At 64.2% G+C, this 17,092-nt stretch carries 16 protein-coding genes; 8 read left to right on the top strand and 8 right to left on the bottom strand.

Translation table 11 applies throughout. The annotated features are described in order from the left end of the window. Positions 1-6: 6 nt before the first annotated feature. Positions 7-2,025 carry a hydrogenase 4 subunit B gene (hyfB, locus tag ABDB84_RS04800; protein ID WP_345918554.1) on the bottom strand — a complete coding sequence of 673 codons (2,019 nt, stop codon included), beginning with the start codon at positions 2,023-2,025 and terminating at the stop codon, positions 7-9. Beyond that, positions 2,022-2,657 carry a 4Fe-4S dicluster domain-containing protein gene (locus tag ABDB84_RS04795; protein WP_345918553.1) on the bottom strand — a complete coding sequence of 212 codons (636 nt, stop codon included), beginning with the start codon at positions 2,655-2,657 and terminating at the stop codon, positions 2,022-2,024. The genes hyfB and ABDB84_RS04795 overlap by 4 nt, the downstream gene beginning before the upstream one ends. Positions 2,658-2,982: 325 nt before the next feature. Here ABDB84_RS04795 and ABDB84_RS04790 point away from each other — a divergent pair, with 325 nt between their 5' ends. The 4 genes from ABDB84_RS04790 to ABDB84_RS04775 all read left to right on the top strand — a co-directional run bounded on the left by ABDB84_RS04790 (position 2,983) and on the right by ABDB84_RS04775 (position 5,933). Beyond that, positions 2,983-3,759, top strand: a complete 777-nt coding sequence (locus tag ABDB84_RS04790) for a formate/nitrite transporter family protein (RefSeq protein WP_345918552.1) — start codon at positions 2,983-2,985, stop codon at positions 3,757-3,759. A gap of 80 nt (positions 3,760-3,839) precedes the next feature. Next, a complete protein-coding gene (locus tag ABDB84_RS04785) occupies positions 3,840-4,883 on the top strand; it encodes a PfkB family carbohydrate kinase (RefSeq protein WP_345918551.1) in 1,044 nt (347 codons plus the stop codon). Between the two features lie 150 nt (positions 4,884-5,033). Next, positions 5,034-5,477, top strand: a complete 444-nt coding sequence (locus tag ABDB84_RS04780; RefSeq protein ID WP_345918550.1) for a hypothetical protein — start codon at positions 5,034-5,036, stop codon at positions 5,475-5,477. Between the two features lie 51 nt (positions 5,478-5,528). Further along, a complete protein-coding gene (locus tag ABDB84_RS04775; protein WP_345918549.1) occupies positions 5,529-5,933 on the top strand; it encodes a hypothetical protein in 405 nt (134 codons plus the stop codon). Between the two features lie 8 nt (positions 5,934-5,941). Here ABDB84_RS04775 and hypE read toward each other — a convergent pair whose 3' ends face one another. The 6 genes from hypE to hypA are packed head-to-tail and all read right to left on the bottom strand — an operon-like array spanning position 5,942 to position 12,035. After that, on the bottom strand, positions 5,942-6,988 hold the full coding sequence (hypE, locus tag ABDB84_RS04770; protein WP_345918548.1) for a hydrogenase expression/formation protein HypE: 1,047 nt from the start codon (positions 6,986-6,988) through the stop codon (positions 5,942-5,944). Next, positions 6,985-8,130 carry a hydrogenase formation protein HypD gene (hypD, locus tag ABDB84_RS04765; RefSeq protein WP_345918547.1) on the bottom strand — a complete coding sequence of 382 codons (1,146 nt, stop codon included), beginning with the start codon at positions 8,128-8,130 and terminating at the stop codon, positions 6,985-6,987. Before hypD ends, hypE begins: the two co-directional genes overlap by 4 nt. Before the next feature lie 11 nt (positions 8,131-8,141). Next, positions 8,142-8,396 carry a HypC/HybG/HupF family hydrogenase formation chaperone gene (locus ABDB84_RS04760; RefSeq protein ID WP_345918546.1) on the bottom strand — a complete coding sequence of 85 codons (255 nt, stop codon included), beginning with the start codon at positions 8,394-8,396 and terminating at the stop codon, positions 8,142-8,144. Next, positions 8,387-10,810 (bottom strand): carbamoyltransferase HypF, encoded by a 2,424-nt coding sequence (gene hypF / locus ABDB84_RS04755; protein ID WP_345918545.1) that lies wholly within the window; start codon positions 10,808-10,810, stop codon positions 8,387-8,389. Before hypF ends, ABDB84_RS04760 begins: the two co-directional genes overlap by 10 nt. Then, complete coding sequence (gene hypB / locus ABDB84_RS04750; protein WP_345918544.1) at positions 10,810-11,682, bottom strand: hydrogenase nickel incorporation protein HypB; 873 nt, start codon at positions 11,680-11,682, stop codon at positions 10,810-10,812. Before hypB ends, hypF begins: the two co-directional genes overlap by 1 nt. Next, positions 11,673-12,035, bottom strand: coding sequence for a hydrogenase maturation nickel metallochaperone HypA (hypA, locus tag ABDB84_RS04745; RefSeq protein ID WP_345918543.1), 363 nt, complete (start codon positions 12,033-12,035; stop codon positions 11,673-11,675). Before hypA ends, hypB begins: the two co-directional genes overlap by 10 nt. A gap of 216 nt (positions 12,036-12,251) precedes the next feature. Here hypA and ABDB84_RS04740 point away from each other — a divergent pair, with 216 nt between their 5' ends. The 4 genes from ABDB84_RS04740 (at position 12,252) to fdhD (ending at position 17,078) form a co-directional block, all read left to right on the top strand. Then, positions 12,252-12,797 (top strand): 4Fe-4S dicluster domain-containing protein, encoded by a 546-nt coding sequence (locus ABDB84_RS04740; RefSeq protein ID WP_345918542.1) that lies wholly within the window; start codon positions 12,252-12,254, stop codon positions 12,795-12,797. Positions 12,798-12,822: 25 nt separating this feature from the next. Next, positions 12,823-14,976, top strand: coding sequence for a formate dehydrogenase subunit alpha (gene fdhF / locus ABDB84_RS04735; RefSeq protein WP_345918541.1), 2,154 nt, complete (start codon positions 12,823-12,825; stop codon positions 14,974-14,976). 204 nt (positions 14,977-15,180) lie between these two features. Continuing rightward, positions 15,181-16,182, top strand: coding sequence for a GTP 3',8-cyclase MoaA (gene moaA, locus ABDB84_RS04730; protein WP_345918540.1), 1,002 nt, complete (start codon positions 15,181-15,183; stop codon positions 16,180-16,182). Beyond that, on the top strand, positions 16,179-17,078 hold the full coding sequence (fdhD, locus tag ABDB84_RS04725) for a formate dehydrogenase accessory sulfurtransferase FdhD (RefSeq protein ID WP_345918539.1): 900 nt from the start codon (positions 16,179-16,181) through the stop codon (positions 17,076-17,078). Before moaA ends, fdhD begins: the two co-directional genes overlap by 4 nt. The last annotated feature ends 14 nt before the right edge of the window (positions 17,079-17,092 follow it).

Here is a 17,092-nt window from a genome sequence, read left to right as displayed (position 1 = left end):
TGGCTCCTAAACCACCAGTACCAGCAAGATCACCAGGGTGACGAGCACGTAGAGGCAATAGATGCGGAAATCGCCGCCCTGCAGGCCTTGCAGCAACTGGCCGCTACGCGTCACCAGGCTGGCCACACGGCTGACGACATGGATGTCCCACAGCGGTTCGAGGCGTGTGCTGGCGGCAATCAGCCAGTCCAGGCTGCGGCGCAGGCGCGCTGAGGGATCGAGGTGTTCGCGCAGGTGGTAGAGCGGGGCGAACATCTCGTGCAAGGGACCGACGAAATTGTGTGCCGAGACACTCATGATGGCTTCCTGACCATAACCGCAGGCCCAGGATTCGCCACGCTGGCGACGCGGCAGGCGGCCGCCCTTGAGCGCACCGAGAATCAGCAGCGGCAGCAGCGGAATGGCGATCAGCAGGATCGCCAGCAAGGGCGTGGACAGCGTGGTGGTCTGTGCCTGACTGGGGAAGACCAGGCTGCCCTGCGCGACACTGATCGCCGCTCCTCCGCTCAGCGAGGTGGCTACGGCAGCCAGTTGCGGCGCCAGCAGCGGCGCGCCGAGCCCGAGCAGGATGCTGGCGAGGGCCAGCAAGAGCATGCCGGCACGCATGCTCAGCGGCACTTCCTGTGCGTGTTCGGCGCCGCTGCTGCGCGCTTCGCCAGAGAAGCTGATGCCGTACGCCTTGACGAAGCACATGGCGGCCAGCGCACCGGTCAGCGCCAGCATGACGATGGCAATCGGCCCGGCGATGCGGCTGGCCAGATCTGCGCCTTGACTCAGCGAGAACAGCGCCTGGTAGGTGAACCATTCGCTGACGAAGCCATTGAGCGGCGGTAGCGCCGAGATGGCCATCGCGCCGATCAGGAAGCAGGTCGCGGTGAGCGGCATGCGGCGCGCCAGCCCTCCCATCTGCTCCATGTCACGGCTGTGGGTGCGGAAGATGATGGCGCCTGCGCCGAGGAACAGCAGCCCCTTGAACACCGCATGATTGAGCGTGTGGTAGAGCGCCGCCAGCAAGGCCAGGCCCGCCAGTTCGGTGTGCCCGCCGGCCAGGGCGATCATGCCGGTGCCGACGCCCATCAGGATGATGCCGACATTCTCCACCGTGTGGTAGGCGAGCAGACGTTTGATGTCGTGCTCGGCCAGCGCGTAGAGCACGCCGAGCACGGCAGAGACGGCGCCGAAGCCCAGCACGATCAGCCCCCACCAGGCGAGGTGCGCGCCGAGCAGGTCGACGCCGACCTTGATGATGCCGAATACGCCGATCTTCACCATCACCCCCGACATCAGCGCCGAGGCGTGCGAGGGCGCGGCCGGGTGGGCGCGCGGCAGCCAGCTGTGCAGTGGCACCATGCCGGCCTTGGCGCCGAAGCCGAAGAAGGCCAGCAGGAATACCAGAGAGGCGAGTGGTGCGCTCAGATGGGCGCTGCGGAAGCTGTCGAAATCCAGGCTGCCGCTATGGCTGTAGAGGATGAAGAAGGCCACCATGATCAGCACCGAGCCGGCGTGCGCAATCAGGAAGTAGAGGAAGCCGGCGCTCACCGCTTCCGGGTCCTGGTCAGAAATGACGAGGAAATACGAAGCGAGCGACATCAGCTCGAAGAAGATCAGGAAGTAGAAGGCATTGTCGGCCACCACCAGGGCCACCATTGCCGCCACGAAGCTGTTGAGGAAGAAGCCCATCGCCCAGGCGCCGCGCCCGGCGTATTCGCGCACATAGGCCAGCGAGTAGAGCGCGCTGGCGAACATCAGCAGCGAGATGGCCAGCAGCATCAGCGCCGCCAGCGGGTCCAGCCGCACCACGAAATGCGCGAAGCTGAACGGCCCCGCCACCGCGTAGAGCTGGGTGCCGGCGCCATGCAGGACCGGGATCGCAGCCGCCAGCCCGGCCAGCGCGCCGAGCATGCCGGCGAGGCCCGAGCAGCGGATCGCCAGACTCTCGTGGCGGGCAAGCAGCAGGGATGCTACCGCGCCGCCCAGATAGAGCAGCACCGAGAGCAGCAGGAAGAACAAGGGTGTGCCGCTCATGCGCCGGGCTCCTGTGTGTCCATGAAGCCCATCGGTGCGGCCAGCGCTGCGGCGGCCAGTTCGCGCTTGGCCTCGCTATGCGTATCGAGTGTTTTGTGGTCGACCAGGTAGAGCGCGTGGGTCGGGCAGACGCGCAGACATTCCGGCCCGCTCGGGCGGCTGGCGCAGAGATCGCATTTCACGGCCACGCTTTTCACGCCGGGGCTGCTGGCGAGAATCGAGTCGAGGGTGGTCTGGCTGTCACTGCTGGCTTCGCCCGGCGCACCCGTGTGGAGCATGGCCGGCGAGATGTACTGGTTGGAGACGGGCAACACTCCACTGCAGGGCGTGCCGCCCATGGTGATGGCGCCGAAGGGGCAGGCGATTGCACAGAGCTTGCAGCCGATGCACAGGGTCTCGTTGAGCTCGATGGCATCTTTGCCTTGCTTGATGGCGGCGACCGGACAGACACGCGCACAGGGTGCGTCGTCGCATTGGCGGCAGAGCATCGGTGCCGTGCGGCCCGCGTCGCGCATGACGGTCAAGCGGGGCAGACTCTGCAGGCCTGCTTGCCGGTGCACCACCGAACAGGCCGCCATGCAGGTATTGCAGCCTATGCATTGAGCAGGTTCTGCAATCACGAAACGGTTCATCACCCGGGCATCCTCCCTTTCGCTGCAGCCCGACAGGCAAACTGCAGACTTTCGGCAGGCATTACACCCCCAGCTTGCGCGCGCGCAGTTGGCCGGGGTCAACCCTGAGTCACGCCAGGCGCACTTTTATGCATTTTTTTATGGATCGATAAAAACAACTGAATCGCCGAGGCGCGCCGTGTTGACTCGCCTTAAGTCTGCAGGGCAGGGGCTTTCTGCAATATGGCGGGGCGCTTGATCGTTTCCTGTCCGCTCCAGGCGGCGGGGGCGGCCTTTGCAAGTGCTTTCGTGCTTGAATGCATAACAACAATAAGGAGTTCCTGGGATGATTGATCGTGATTACGTCGAAAAAGCTGCAGAGAGCGGCGTTCGCAAGTTGTCTCTGCTGCACCATGATCCCGGCCGTTACCTCACGCGCTCGGTGCTCGCGGGCATGCAGCTATCCATCGTGCTCTTCGTGTTCTGGTCGCTGAGCTACAACCTTCACGATGTGAGCGTCGGCAAGGTCATCGCCTCCGCTTTCTTCGGCGTCGGTCTGACCATCATCGTGTTCACCAATGCCGAGCTGTTCACCAGCAACAATATGTACTTGGCCGTCTCCTCTGCCGAGGGGCGCACCAGCTGGAGCCAGTCGGTGCTGCTGTGGGTGGCCTGTTACTTGGGGAATTTTGCTGGCGCCCTGGTCGTCGCCGGCCTGCTCTACGGCGCTGGCGTGCTCGATGCCTTGCCGGCCGACCATGCGCTCTACACCGGTGCGGAACACAAGGTGCACCAAGCGGGCTCGGTGATCTTCTTCAAGGGCATTCTTGCCAACTGGATCGTCTGTCTCGCCGTGCGCGTGGCCCTGCGCTGCAAGGAAGACATCGCCAAGATCGCCGTGTTGGTGCTGATCGTCTTCATCTTCCTCTACCTGGGCTTCGAGCACTCGATTGCGAACATGGGCACTTTCTCGATGTCGATCCTGGGGCACGGCAGCATCAGCGTGGCAGATGCGATCCACAACCTGATCTATTCCACCCTGGGCAATATCGTCGGCGGCGTGGTGTTCGTCGGCCTGCCCTTTGCCTATATCAATCCCAGCGAGCATCTGCCGCGCCGTTAGGCAGCACAGGTGCTGGCGCAGGACCCGCGGCGGGCCAGCTCTGGTCCGCCACATCAACATGCCCTCAGGCAGGTAAACACATGGCACACAGAATCGTAAATTTCGGCGAAGTTCTCCTGCGGCTCACGCCGCCCGGCTACCTCAAGCTGTCGCAGACCAATTCCTTTTCTGCGACTTTTGGCGGCAGCGAAACCAACTGTGCGGTGTCGCTCGCGCACATGGGGCTGAACAGCGAATTCGTCACCCGCTTCCCGAAGAACGATATCGCCGAAGCCTGCCTCATGGAGCTGCGCTCGCACGGCATCAAGACCGACAACATCGTTTATGGCGGCGAGCGTCTGGGCCTCTACTACTACGAGAATCCGGCGGCGCAGCGCGTCTCCAAGGTGGTCTATGACCGCGCCAATTCCTCGTTTGCCACACTCACGCCGGAGATGATCGACTGGCGCAAGATCTTCGCTGGCGCGACCTGGTTCCACTGGTCCGGCATCGGCCCCGGCCTCTCGCAAGGCATTGCTGATACCACCTTGCAGGCGGTGGAGATCGCCAAGGAAATGGGGCTGACCGTCTCCTGCGATCTGAACTACCGCAAGAACCTCTGGCAATACGGCAAGTGCGCCCAGGACGTGATGCGCCCGCTGCTTGACAAGTGCGACGTGCTGTTTGGCACCGGCAGCGAATACAAGGTGGTGTTCGGCGTCGAGCCCGTGCCCTACAAGGTCAAGAGCGCACATGAGGCCATCGACCTGGCTGCGCACCAGCGCTTCTTCGAGGGCGTGCAGGCCGCTGCCCCTCACTGCAAGAAGGCCTTCATGGCCTTGCGCAATACCCTGGACGCCAATCACCACATCCTCACCGGTTTGCTCTACGCCGATGGCAAGCTCACTGCAGCGCGCACCTATGCCATCGAGCACGTGGTGGACTGCGTCGGCGTGGGCGACGCGTTCGCCGCCGGCATCATCTACGGCCTGATCAACTACCCGGGTGACGATGCCACGGCGCTGGAGTACTCGGTTGCCGCCGCGACGCTGAAGAACACCATCTACGGCGACTTCAACCTCGTCACCGCCGACGAAGTGAAGGCGCTGATGAAGAGTGATGGTTCCGAAGGCATCTCGCGCTGAGCGCCAGTTCTGGCAAGGCCGCAAAAAAAACCGGGCTGATCCCGGTTTTTTTGTGTCCGCTCGCCAGGCAGATGACCCCGACGGCATCCAGCAGTATGCTTTGCGGTTTGGCCAAGAGCTATTGGCCGGACTTTTCAGCAGGAGACATATGTGAAGCGCACAGCCGCAGTGTTCATCAGTCTTGTGACCGCCATCGCCCTGTGCATGATGCCGGCCAGTGCCACCACCTTCCCGTTGCGAAAAGCTCCGCCGATCATCGGCTACTGGAAGCTTAAGGTGCCGAGTCTGCAATGCAGCGAGATTTATCTCTTCAAAGCAGACGGCACCAGTGAGGTCAGCAGTGGCGAAGAGCGCTCGGAGAGCCGCTACGAAATAGCGAGCGTTCCGTCGGCTAAAGGCTTTTACACGTTCACTGACACCATCGTCAAAAACAACGGCAAGCCAGACTGTTCGGGCGCCAACACGCCAATTGGTGACACGGCCGTCAATTACCTGCGCTTCAGTCCGGCGGGCGATCAGATGATCATGTGCAGGAACGAATCCCTGGACGCCTGCATCGGACCGTTCAAGCGCATTGAAGGCCCCGAGCTCTGAGGGCAGCGCATTTGTACGCCGCATGCGGCTTGAAGCCTCTCGGAGTTCCCTGTGCGAAAACTGATTCTGTTGGTGGTCCTGGTTTGTCTGCTGCTCGCAGCCTGGCCGCATCGTCATCGTCTGCTGGCGACGGTCAAGCAGCAGAGCTTGCCGGCGTTCAATAGCCTGCAACGCGAACTGGCGTTACCGTCTGCGGCGCAGGCAGAGGCGAAGACTGTTTTGCACAAGTGCGTGCACGCTAGCGAGGTGACTTATACCGATGCAGCCTGCCCGGCGGGCGCTACACGGCAAGCCGTGGCGGGAGATCGCGTGAGCGTGGTGCCGGCGGCCGAGATTCCGCCCGCCGCAGCGCAATCGAGTGCGGCAACGCCCTTGCATCAGGCGCTGGAGCTGGACAAGAACACCCAGCTGGGCGAGCAGATCATCGACCGCGCGGTGGCGGGCGGTGCGAAGTAATCAGGGCTTCAGCAGATGCGTGGCAGCTGCTCGCCGCTGAGCCAGTCCACCATGCGCCGCCCGCCGAAGGCGGTTTCCATCTGCACGAAATGGTTGGCGTCTTCAATCACCTCACCGATGATGGCGGCATCCGCGCCCAGCGGGTGAGCGCGCATCAGTGCGAGCAGTTCGGTGGCGCGCTCGGCCGGGCAAATCGCAACGAGCTTGCCTTCATTGGCGACGTAAAGCGGGTCAAGCCCTAATAGTTCGCAGGCGGCATTGACGGCCGGGCGGATCGGGATCACAGGCTCGCGGATCAGCATGCCGCAGCGCGCAGCGAGCGCGAATTCATTGAGCACGGTGGCGAGGCCGCCGCGCGTGGGGTCACGCAAAGTCCGGATCTCGGGCACCGCAGCGAGCATCGTGGCGACCAGGTCGTGCAGCGCGGCGGTGTCGGACTGGATGGCGGTGTCGAAGGACAGGTTCTCGCGCAGCGACATGATCGCCACGCCGTGATCACCGAGCATGCCGGAGACGAGAATGGCATCGCCCGCGCGGATCTTGCTCGGCGCCAGATCGATGCCTGGCGGCACGATGCCGATGCCCGTCGTGTTGATGAACACGCCATCGCCCTTGCCCTTTTCGACGACCTTGGTGTCGCCGGTGATGATCGGCACACCGGCCTCTTTCGCTGCCTGGGCCATCGAGATCACGATGCGCTTGAGATCAGCGAGCGGAAAACCTTCTTCAAGGATGAAGCCGGCAGACAGATAAAGCGGCCTGCCACCTGCCATGGCGACATCATTGACGGTGCCGTGCACGGCCAGGCAACCGATATCGCCGCCCGGAAAGAACAGTGGCGAGACGACGTGGCTGTCGGTCGCCATCACCATGCGGCCGCTGCCAGCGGGCAGCGGGAAGCAGGCGCCATCGTTCTGCGCGCGCAGGTAGTCATTGTCGAAGTGCGTGACGAAGAGTTCGTGGATCAGCTGCGCCATTGCGCGGCCGCCACTGCCGTGGCTCATGTCCACGCGGCCGTCGCGGAAATTGATGGGGCGGGGAAAGGGTGTGCTCATGCTGCGACACCTGTAGCGCGAATCGCCATCACCTTGTGCCGCCCATAGGTGTAATGCGCGGCGCAGGCGCCTTCAGAGGAGACCATGCAGGCGCCGATGGGCTGCTCGGGCGTGCAGGCGCTGCCGAACACCTTGCAGTCGGCCGGATGCTTGTGGCCGCGCAGGATCGCTGCGCATTCGCAAGCCTTGGGGTCAGCGACCTGACGATAGGCGATCGAAAATTTCTGTTCAGCGTCAAAAGCGCTGTATGCGGAGCGTATTGTCAGCGCGCTCAGCGGCACTTCGCCCAGACCGCGCCAGTCGAATGCTTCGCGCAGTTCGAAGACATCGCTAACGATGGCTTGTGCTTTGATATTGCCGGCAGCGCTGACGGCGCGGCTGAACTGGTTTTCGACTGCGGAGCGGCCGGCATTGATCTGGCGCACCAGCATCAACACCGCTTGCAAGACATCCAGCGGCTCGAAACCGGCGATCACCACCGGGCGTTTGTAGCGTTGTGTGAAGGCTTCGTAAGGCGCGCTGCCAATGATGGTGCTGACATGGGCGGGGCCGACAAAGCCATCGAGTGCGACGGCGTCCGGGTCTGCTGCGGACTCCATGATGTGCTGCATCGCGGCGGGCGTCAGCACGTGGTTGCAGAACACGCTGAAGTTGCTGAGTGAACGCCGCGCGGCTTGCTGGATGACGGCCGCCGTCATCGGCGTGGTGGTCTCGAAACCGATGGCGAAGAACACCACTTCGCGTGACGGGTTTTCCTCTGCGATGCGCAGTGCGTCGTCGGCCGAATAGACCATGCGCACATCGGCGCCACGGGCTTTGGCCTTGAGCAGCGAGAGGCCGCCGGAGGCCGGCACGCGCAGGGTGTCGGCATAGGTGCAGAGGATCAGCTTGTGCGTGCTGGCCAGCGCGATGGCGCTGTCGATGCGGCCGATGGGCAGCACGCAGACCGGACAGCCAGGACCGTGAATCATGCGTACCTGTGCGGGCAGCAGATCGAGCAGGCCGTAGCGCGAGATCGCGTGCGTGTGGCCGCCGCAGAACTCCATCAGGCGGTAGCTTTTCTGTGGCTGTGCTTCGGCGGCAATCAGCGCGGCAATGCTGCGGGCGGTCTCACCATCACGGAATTCGTCGATGTATTTCATGGCGCAGACCTTCAAGCCAGCGGCGGCGTCAGCGGCAACGCCCCTTCGTGCGTGGCGCGCATTGCTGCGAAAGTCGCCAGTGTCTCGGCCGCTTCCTCAGGGTCGATCTTGCCGATGGCATAGCCGACATGGACGATCAGGTAATCGCCGATGGCCACATCTTCAACAAGCGCGATGGAGATCTCCTTCTGCACGCCAGCGAGGTCGATGCGTGCGCGGTCTTCACCGAAGAGCGCGATGACGCGGGCGGGGATGGCTAGGCACATGGGCTGTGTTCCTCGTTGTTCTTGTCATGGCCAGGGTGGGTTTGACGCGCAGTGGCCGGCCGCCGTACTGCAAGGGCACTGTCGGCGAGTGCGCGCTGCGCCACCCAGGCTTGTCCCAGCGCCAGGCCACCGTCATTGGACGGAGCGAGGCGCGCTTCGAGCATGCGCAGGCCGCGCCGGGCGAGGGCTGCGCGCAGGCCGCTGGCAAGTATCGCGTTGAGAAAGCAGCCGCCAGCGCAGGCGAGCGTGCGGATGCCGCTCGCGTCTGCGGCGGCTTGTGCCCACTCGGCGAGCGCTTCGATCAGGGCGGCGTGGAACAGCGCCGCGCGCTGCGCCACGGGCAGCGTGGAATCGAGCAGGGCATTGAGCGTCGCTGCCAGATTCAGCTGCAGCAGGCCGTCGGCATTTTCAATTTCATGCAGCGGACTGCGTAGCTGGAGCGTGCCGTAGCTTGCGGCGAGTCCTTCCAGGCGCATCGCAGCCTGTCCCTCGAAACTCATTTGTGGCTGGATGCCCAGCAAGCCCGCTGCAGCGTCGAAGTAGCGGCCCATGCTGGTTGTCATCGGCGTGCCGCGTTCGAGCATCTGCGCCAGCAGTGCTGCGCCGCTTTGGTCGGCAAAGCGTGTGCGGATCTCCGCATGCCGGCCGAGTTGGGCCAGCGCTGCCGCACCCATGCGCCAGGGGTCGCGCGCGGCGCGGTCACCGCCGGGCAGGGCAATCGGCTGCAGATGGCCGAGGCGTTCGACATGCGCGCCATCGACCCGCAACAGTTCGCCACCCCAGGCGCTGCCATCGCTGCCCAGACCGACGCCATCGAGTGCGAGCCCGAGCACAGGCTCGTCGAGCTGATGCTCGGCGAGCACGGCCGCGATGTGGGCGTGATGATGTTGCACGGCGATGGCCGGCACTTGCCATTGCGCGGCCAGGCGCAGCGCAAGCTGGGTGCTGAAAAAATCCGGATGCAGATCGTGCGCAATCGCCTGCGGTTTCACTTGCAGCAGCTGTTGCAGATGATTGACGGCGGCTTCGAGTGCGCGGCAGTTGGCGACGCGATCGAGATCGCCGATGTGCTGCGAGAGAAAGGCTTCACTGCGCGTGCCGCTGCTGCGCGTGAAACACAAGGTGTTCTTGTAGTAGCCGCCGACTGCGAGGACGTTTGCGCCCGCGCGTGTGCCTGCGCCTGCACCCGTGAGGGGAATCGCTGCGGGCGTGTAACCACGCGCACGACGGATGAATTGTGCGTGATCGCTGCCGGGCAGGCGGCGCAGCACGCTGTCATCGCAGCGGATCACGATGTCGCGGTCGTGGATCAGGAAGGCGTCGGTGATGTCCGCAAGCTGCGCCAGCGCTTCGGTGTTGTCGCTGATCAGCGGTTCGCCATGCACATTGGCGCTGGTCATCACCAGCGCGAGTGACTGGGCCTGATCGAGCCAGGCGCTGCCGGGCGGGCGTCCAGCGGCGTCGTGAAACAGCAGGTAGTGCAGGGGCGTGCCGGGCAGCATCACGCCCAGCCAGGCCAGATCCGGCGCCACGCCAGTGAGCTGGGCATCGGCGCCTACGCGTTTGCGCAGCAGCACGATGGGTCGCGCCGTACTCTGCAGATCAGCTTGTTCAGCGCGGCTGATTTCAGCGAGCGTGGCGAGCGAGGCGACATTCGCCAGCATCACCGCGAAGGGTTTTTCTTCGCGCTGCTTGCGTGCGCGCAGGCGCGCCACGGCTGCCGCATTGCGCGCATCGCAGGCCAGATGGAAGCCGCCCAGGCTCTTGATGGCGACAATGCCGCCGCGCTGGATCAGGGCGAGGCTTGCCGCGATGGCGTCACCCGCGACGGCCTGCCCCTGCGCATCGAGCAAGTGCAGCTGCGGGCCGCAGACTGGGCAGGCATTCGGTTCGGCGTGGAAGCGGCGCTTGGCGGGCGCTTCATATTCGGCGGCGCAGTCAGGGCACAGCGCGAAGCCCGCCATGCTGGTGCGCGCGCGGTCCCAGGGCAGGGCCTCGGCGATGCTGTAGCGCGGGCCGCAGTCGGTGCAATTGATGAAGGCGTAGCGATAGCGGCGATTGCCGGGCTCGAACAACTCGGCGAGGCAGGCTGGGCAAGTGCAGGTGTCGGCGCCGATGGCGGCTTGGCCGGACGACGCAGCCTCGCTCTGGCGGATCTCGAAAGCGCTGCTGTCAGGCGTAGGCGCCAGCGCTTCCGACTCGCAGGCCTCGATGCGCGCGTGCACGGGTGCCTCGCGCAGCAGGCGAGTGCGCAGGGCTTGCAGGGCGCTGGCGCTGCCCTGCGCTTCGAGTGTCACGCCGTTGGCATCATTGCGCACCCAGCCGCTCAGCCCCAGCTCGCTGGCCAGGCGATGCACATGCGGGCGGAAACCCACGCCTTGCACGAGACCACGCAGGCTGAGGCGTTCGCGCATCACGGCGCCGGGCCCTCAATCGGGATGGCGGCATGCGCCCGGCTGCAGCCGTCTTCGAGCCAGCGCAGCCAGTCCTCGCAGCCTTCGCCGCTTCTGACCGACAGGCAGATCACCGGCAGCTCGGGGCGCAGGCTGCGGGCGTAGCGGATGGCTTGGTCTACATCGAAATCGAGGTGGGGCAGCAGATCGATCTTGCTGATGATCAGCAGCTCGGCGGCGCGGAACATGTCCGGGTATTTGAGCGGCTTGTCCTCGCCTTCGCTCACCGAGAGGATCACCACCTTGTGCGCTTCGCCCAGATCGAAGGCGGCGGGGCAGACCAGGTTGCCGACATTCTCGATCAGCAAGAGGCCGTCCTGCGGCAGCGCGGCATTCGCTTCGAGCCGGTCCAGCGCCTGCGCAACCATGTGGGCATCGAGGTGGCAGCCCTTGCCGGTGTTGATCTGCACGGCCGCCGCGCCTGCGGCGCGAATGCGTTCGGCATCATTGGCGGTTTGCTGGTCGCCCTCGATGACCGCCAGCGGTGTGCGCTGCTGCCAGCGCTTGATGGTGTCGACCAACAAACTGGTCTTGCCCGAGCCAGGGCTGGAGACGAAATTGAGTGCCAGCAAGCCGCGTGTGATGAAGCGCTGGCGATTCTGCTCGGCCTGGCTGTCGTTGCCGGCGAGGATGTCCTGTTCGATGCGCAGCAGGCGTTCGCCGCTCACGCCGGGCGCGTGGTTCAGTTCCAGCGGCGCTAGCTGCGGTGAGGTGCCGAGGCGGAACTGCGGCGTGCTGCGCGCGCGCTTGCTGTAGGCGCTGACGCCGTGAGAGGCGGCCGGATGGCCATCGATCGTGCTGTCGCCCGCGGCGCAGCCACAGCTTACACACATGGCATGACTCCTTGTTCGATGGCGACATCGAGTACCTGCAGCTCTTCGCCGGCGGTGATCTGCAGCGCGTAGCTGCCGCAGTGCGGGCAGGTCTGGCCGAACTGCGTCAGTTCGATATCGGCGGCGCAGCGCTGGCAATGGGCGCGGCCAGCCAGGCGCTCGATGTCGATCTGCGCACCGGCGGCGAGGGTGTCGCGGCTGACCAGCTCACAGCAGTAGCGCAAGGTCTCCGCATCGACATGCGCCAGCGCGCCGACGGCCAGACGGATGCGCGTAACACGGCTTGCCTGCGCCTGGCGGGCTGCGGTGTCGACGATCTGGAGGGCGCGTTCGGCCAGGCTGAGCTCGTGCATGGCCCCAGCATGGCGCGAAGTCAATACGTGGGTGACGACTATCGTCAACTTCGCGGGCGATAGGTTCCAGGGGCCATTCCCTTGCGCACGATGGTTGCGCTTTGTTTGATCCGCATCTAGGTACGGCTGGCGATATACGCGTTAGATGGCAGCTTGCCGCAGGATGGTCTTTCGAGGACCTGCGTCGCAGTCTTGAGCCCATATTAGGAGACAGGAATGAACCGGTTTGTCATCGCCGAAGCGAGTAAATGTATCGGCTGCCGTACTTGCGAAATTGCCTGCGCCCTGGCGCATCAGACGGAGTCCGCGCATGAGGCTTTGACGCCCGCAACTTTCAGCCCGCGTCTGACCGTGGTGCGCAATGCCCGGGTGACAGCGCCGGTGCTCTGCCGCCAGTGTGACGACGCGCCCTGTCTGCGTGCCTGCCCGAGCGGCGCCATTACCTATGGTGCCGACAGCGTGCTGGTCAATCAGTCGCGCTGCGTCGGTTGCAAGAGCTGTGTGGTGGCCTGTCCCTTTGGTGCGATGAATGTCGTCACCGTGGCGGCCGAAGCGCCTGCAGGTGCGGTGTATGGCACGCAGCGTCATGTGTCGCAGGCGCTCAAGTGCGATCTGTGCGCAACGCGCCCGACTGGCCCGGCCTGTATTCCGGCCTGTCCGACCAAGGCCCTGCACATGATCGACAAGGACAGAATGGCGGCCACCCAGTTGCGCCGCCAGCAACAGGCCGCGCTGGATATTCCCGCCGGCGTGCAGTTCTGAAGCGTTCACGAAAGGGTTTTTCGAGATGAAAAAGGTCATTACCGTCTGCCCGTATTGTGGTTCGGGCTGCAAGATCAATCTGCTGGTCGAGGGCAACAAGATTGTTGGCGCCGAGGGCGCCCAGGGCGTCACCAATGAAGGCGAGCTCTGTCTCAAGGGCTATTACGGCTGGGACTTCCTCAACGACACCAAGCTGCTTACGCCGCGCCTGACCAAGCCGCTGATCCGCCGCCAGCGCGGTGCCGAGTTCGAAGCGGTGAGCTGGGACGAAGCCATCGATTTCGCCGCCTCGCGCCTCAAAGCGATCAAGGAACAGCACGGCCCCGATTCGATCATGGTCACCGGCTCCTCGCGCGGCACTGGCAATGAGTCCAATTACATCGCACAGAAGTTCGCGCGTGCGGTGATCGGCACCAACAACATCGACTGCTGCGCGCGCGTCTGCCACGGCCCTTCGGTGGCCGGTCTGCAGGTGACGCTGGGCAATGGTGCGATGAGCAACTCGATGAACGAGATCGAAAATACCGATTGCATTCTGGTGTTCGGCTACAACGCCGCTGATTCGCATCCCATCGTCGCGCGCCGCATCCTCAAGGCCAAGGAAAAGGGCGCCAAGATCATCGTCTGTGATCCGCGCTATATCGAAACCGCGCGCCTGGCAGATTTGTACCTGCCGCTCAAGAACGGCTCCAACATGGCGCTGGTGAATGCCTTTGCCAATGTGCTGATCAACGAGAATCTCTACAAGGCCGACTTCGTCGCGCAGTACGCCGAAGGCTTCGAGGCGTACAAGGCGATGGTCGCCAAGTACACGCCGGAGTATGCCGCCGAGATCACCGGTCTGGACCCGCAGCTCGTGCGCGAGGCGATGCGCATGTATGCCGGTGCGAAGACCGCGACCATCCTGTGGGGCATGGGCGTGACGCAGTGGGGGCAGGCCGTAGACGTGGTCAAGGGCTTGTCGAGCCTGGCGACGATTACCGGCAATCTGGGCCGGCCGAATGTCGGCGTCGGCCCAGTGCGGGGTCAGAACAATGTGCAAGGCGCTTGCGACATGGGCGCGCTGCCCAATACGCTGCCCGGCTATTACCCGGTCACGGATGCTGCCGCGCGCGAAAAATTCGCCAAGGCCTGGGGCGTGCCGAGCATTCCGGCGGAGAAGGGCATCGGCATCACCGAAGTTCCGCACAAGATCCACGAGGGCAAGCTCAAGGCCTACTACATCTTTGGCGAAGACCCGCTGCAGACCGATCCCGATCTGGGCATGCTGCGCGAGGCTTTCTCGCAGCTTGAGCTGATCATCGTGCAGGACATCTTCATGACCAAGACGGCGATGGTGGCTGATGTGATTCTGCCGGCGACCTCCTGGGGCGAGCACGAGAACGTGTTCTCCAGCGCCGACCGTGGCTTCCAGCGCTGCTACAAGGCGGTCGAGGCCAAGGGCGATGTCAAGGACGACTGGGAAATCCACAGCCTGATGGCGACCGCCATGGGCTACCCTATGAAGTACAACAATGCGCAGGAAATCTGGGACGAGCTGCGCAGCCTGTGCCACCTCTACACCGGCGCCACTTACGAGAAGATGGCCGACCTGGGCTATGTGCAATGGCCCTGTGAAACTGAGGATTCGCCCGGCACGCCCTGGCTCTACAAGGGCAACAAGTTCGACACGCCGAGCGGCAAGGCCCAGCTCTTCGGCGCCGAATGGCGCGCGCCGTTGGAGAAGGTCGATGCGGAATATCCGTTGGGCCTGTGCACCGTGCGCGAAGTGGGCCACTACTCCTGCCGTTCGATGACCGGCAACTGCACGGCGCTGCAGACGTTGGCGGATGAACCCGGCTTCGTGCAGATCCACCCCGATGACGCAAAGAAATTCGGCATCAAGGATCAGTCCCTGGTCTGGGTGGCCTCGCGTCGCGGCAAGGTCATCACGCGGGCGAACCACAATGACCGGGTGAATCCGGGGGCGGTCTATATGACCTACCAATGGTGGATCGGCGCCTGCAACGAGCTCACGGTCGATCAGCTTGATCCGATCTCGAAAACGCCGGAGTACAAGTACTGCGCGGTCAATGTTCAGCCGATTGCCGATCAGCACTGGGCGGAAAACCATGTGCGCCAGACCTACGGCAAGATGAAGGCCGACATGGCGCGCGCAGCACAGGGCGTGCCGGCCTGAGCGGTGTACTGAGGCCGCGCTCTGGCCATATGGAGTTTGGTCGAGTCCTGGCAACCGTTCGTGCCGAGTGGCGCGAAGCGCTGTATCGAGGCAGGCCAGGCCCTCGATACGCACCCTTCGGGCGCACTCGGGCCGAACGGTATTTAAATTGGAGTCGGCGGATCAATCGCGCATTCTTGAGTGACTACTTTGCTTGCCATGCACATGACATCGATAGCTGCGCCACGGCTCGAAGACCGCTACGGGCGGCGCATCGATTACCTGCGCGTATCGGTGACCGACCGTTGCGATCTGCGCTGCAGCTATTGCCGGCCGCGTGAGTCGGCCGCGGGCGATTACGCCGAGCCGGCAGACTGGTTGAGCTTTGCGGAGATTCGCCGCGTGGTGGCCGCCTTTGCGCGGCTTGGCGTGGCGCGTGTGCGCCTCACCGGCGGCGAGCCGCTGTTGCGTGCGGGCATTGTCGATCTGGTTGGCCAGCTCGCCAGCGTGCCCGGCTTGCGCGATCTTTCGCTGTCGACCAATGCCACGCAGCTGGGCAAGCACGCGGTGGCGCTCAAGGCGGCGGGGCTGGCGCGCATCAATGTCAGCCTGGATTCGCTGGACCGCGCCTGCATCACCCAGGTGTGCGGGCGCGATAGCCTGGCAGCGATTCTCGATGGCATCATGGCGGCCAAGGCGGCTGGCCTGGCGCCGATCAAGATCAATATGGTCGCCATGCAGGGCGTCAATGCGCATGAGATCGAGGACATGGCGGCGTTCTGCATCGAGCACGGTTTCATCCTGCGCCTGATTGAAACCATGCCGGTCGGCGAGGCCGGGCGCAGCGCCAGCTTTCTGCCGCTGGAGCCGGTGCGCGCGCGCCTGGTCGAAGCTTTTGACTTGCAGCCCTGTTCGGCCGAGCTCGGCGGCGGGCCGGCGCGCTATTGGCAGACGCGCGATGCGCGCAGCCAGATCGGTTTCATCACGCCGATCACCCAGCACTTTTGTGCGAGTTGCAATCGCGTGCGCCTTGGTGTCGACGGTACGCTCTACCTGTGCCTCGGCGAGGAGGCGCGTGTCGCGCTGCGGCCCTTGCTGCGCAGCGGGGCTGACGACGCGGCGCTGACGCAGGCGATCATTGAGGCCATCGAGCGCAAACCGCATCGCCATACTTTTAGAGAAGCACCACAGCGCATTACGCGCTTCATGTCACAGACCGGAGGATGAACATCGTGCCCGCAGAAATCCTTGAATTGCCCGCCGTGCCCAGTGGCGAATTGATGCCGTGTGACAACGTGGTCGATGGCGAGTCGCTGCCGGTCGCCTCGTATAGCTTGCCGGTCATTCGCCATCGTGGTGATGAAATCATCCAGGCGCAGGACGAAGTGGCCGAAGAGTGCCCGGTCGCCCTGGTCTTCAACGGCATCTCGCATGCCGTGATGATGGTCACGCCGACCGAGCTGGAAGCCTTCGCGGTGGGCTTCGCGCTCTCCGAAGGCATCGTCGGCAGTCTGCACGAGATATACGATGTGGATATCTGCTGGCACGGCGCCGGCGGTATCGAAGTGAAGCTCGACATTGCCGAGCCGGCTTTTCTGCGCTTGAAGCATCAGCGCCGCACGCTCACCGGCCGCACCGGCTGCGGCATCTGCGGCATCGAGAGCCTCAACCTGCTTGATCTGCGGCCGGAGCCGGTCGATGCCAGCTCGGCGGCGCAAGTGGGTTCCGCCGCTCTGCAACGCATTCTCGCCGAACTGCCCAAGCATCAGCCGATCACCCAAGCCACCGGATGCGCGCATGCCGCTGCCTGGTGCACCAACGAGGGCATGATCCTGCGTGTGTTCGAAGATGTCGGCCGCCACAATGCGCTCGACAAGCTGCTGGGCTGGATGGCCAAGGCCGGCATCGATCCGAAAAGTGGCCTGGTCTTTCTCACCAGCCGCGCCAGTTACGAGCTGGTGCGCAAGGCCGCGCGCCTCAATGTGCCGGTGCTGGCCACCATCTCGGCGCCCACCGCACTGGCCATCCGCATCGCGCAGAGCGCAGGGATTCGTCTCTTGAGCTTCTGCCGCGAGCAGGGCTTTGTGGAGTATCCGGCGGTGGTCGAGGCGCTGGAGGAGTGAGGGGGCGGGAGTGG

Origin of the sequence: Uliginosibacterium sediminicola (assembly GCF_039631295.1) — a bacterium.
Lineage (GTDB): Bacteria > Pseudomonadota > Gammaproteobacteria > Burkholderiales > Rhodocyclaceae > Viridibacterium > Viridibacterium sediminicola.
Note: the sequence above shows the minus strand (reverse complement) of the source record. Positions and strands in the feature narration are given on the sequence as shown.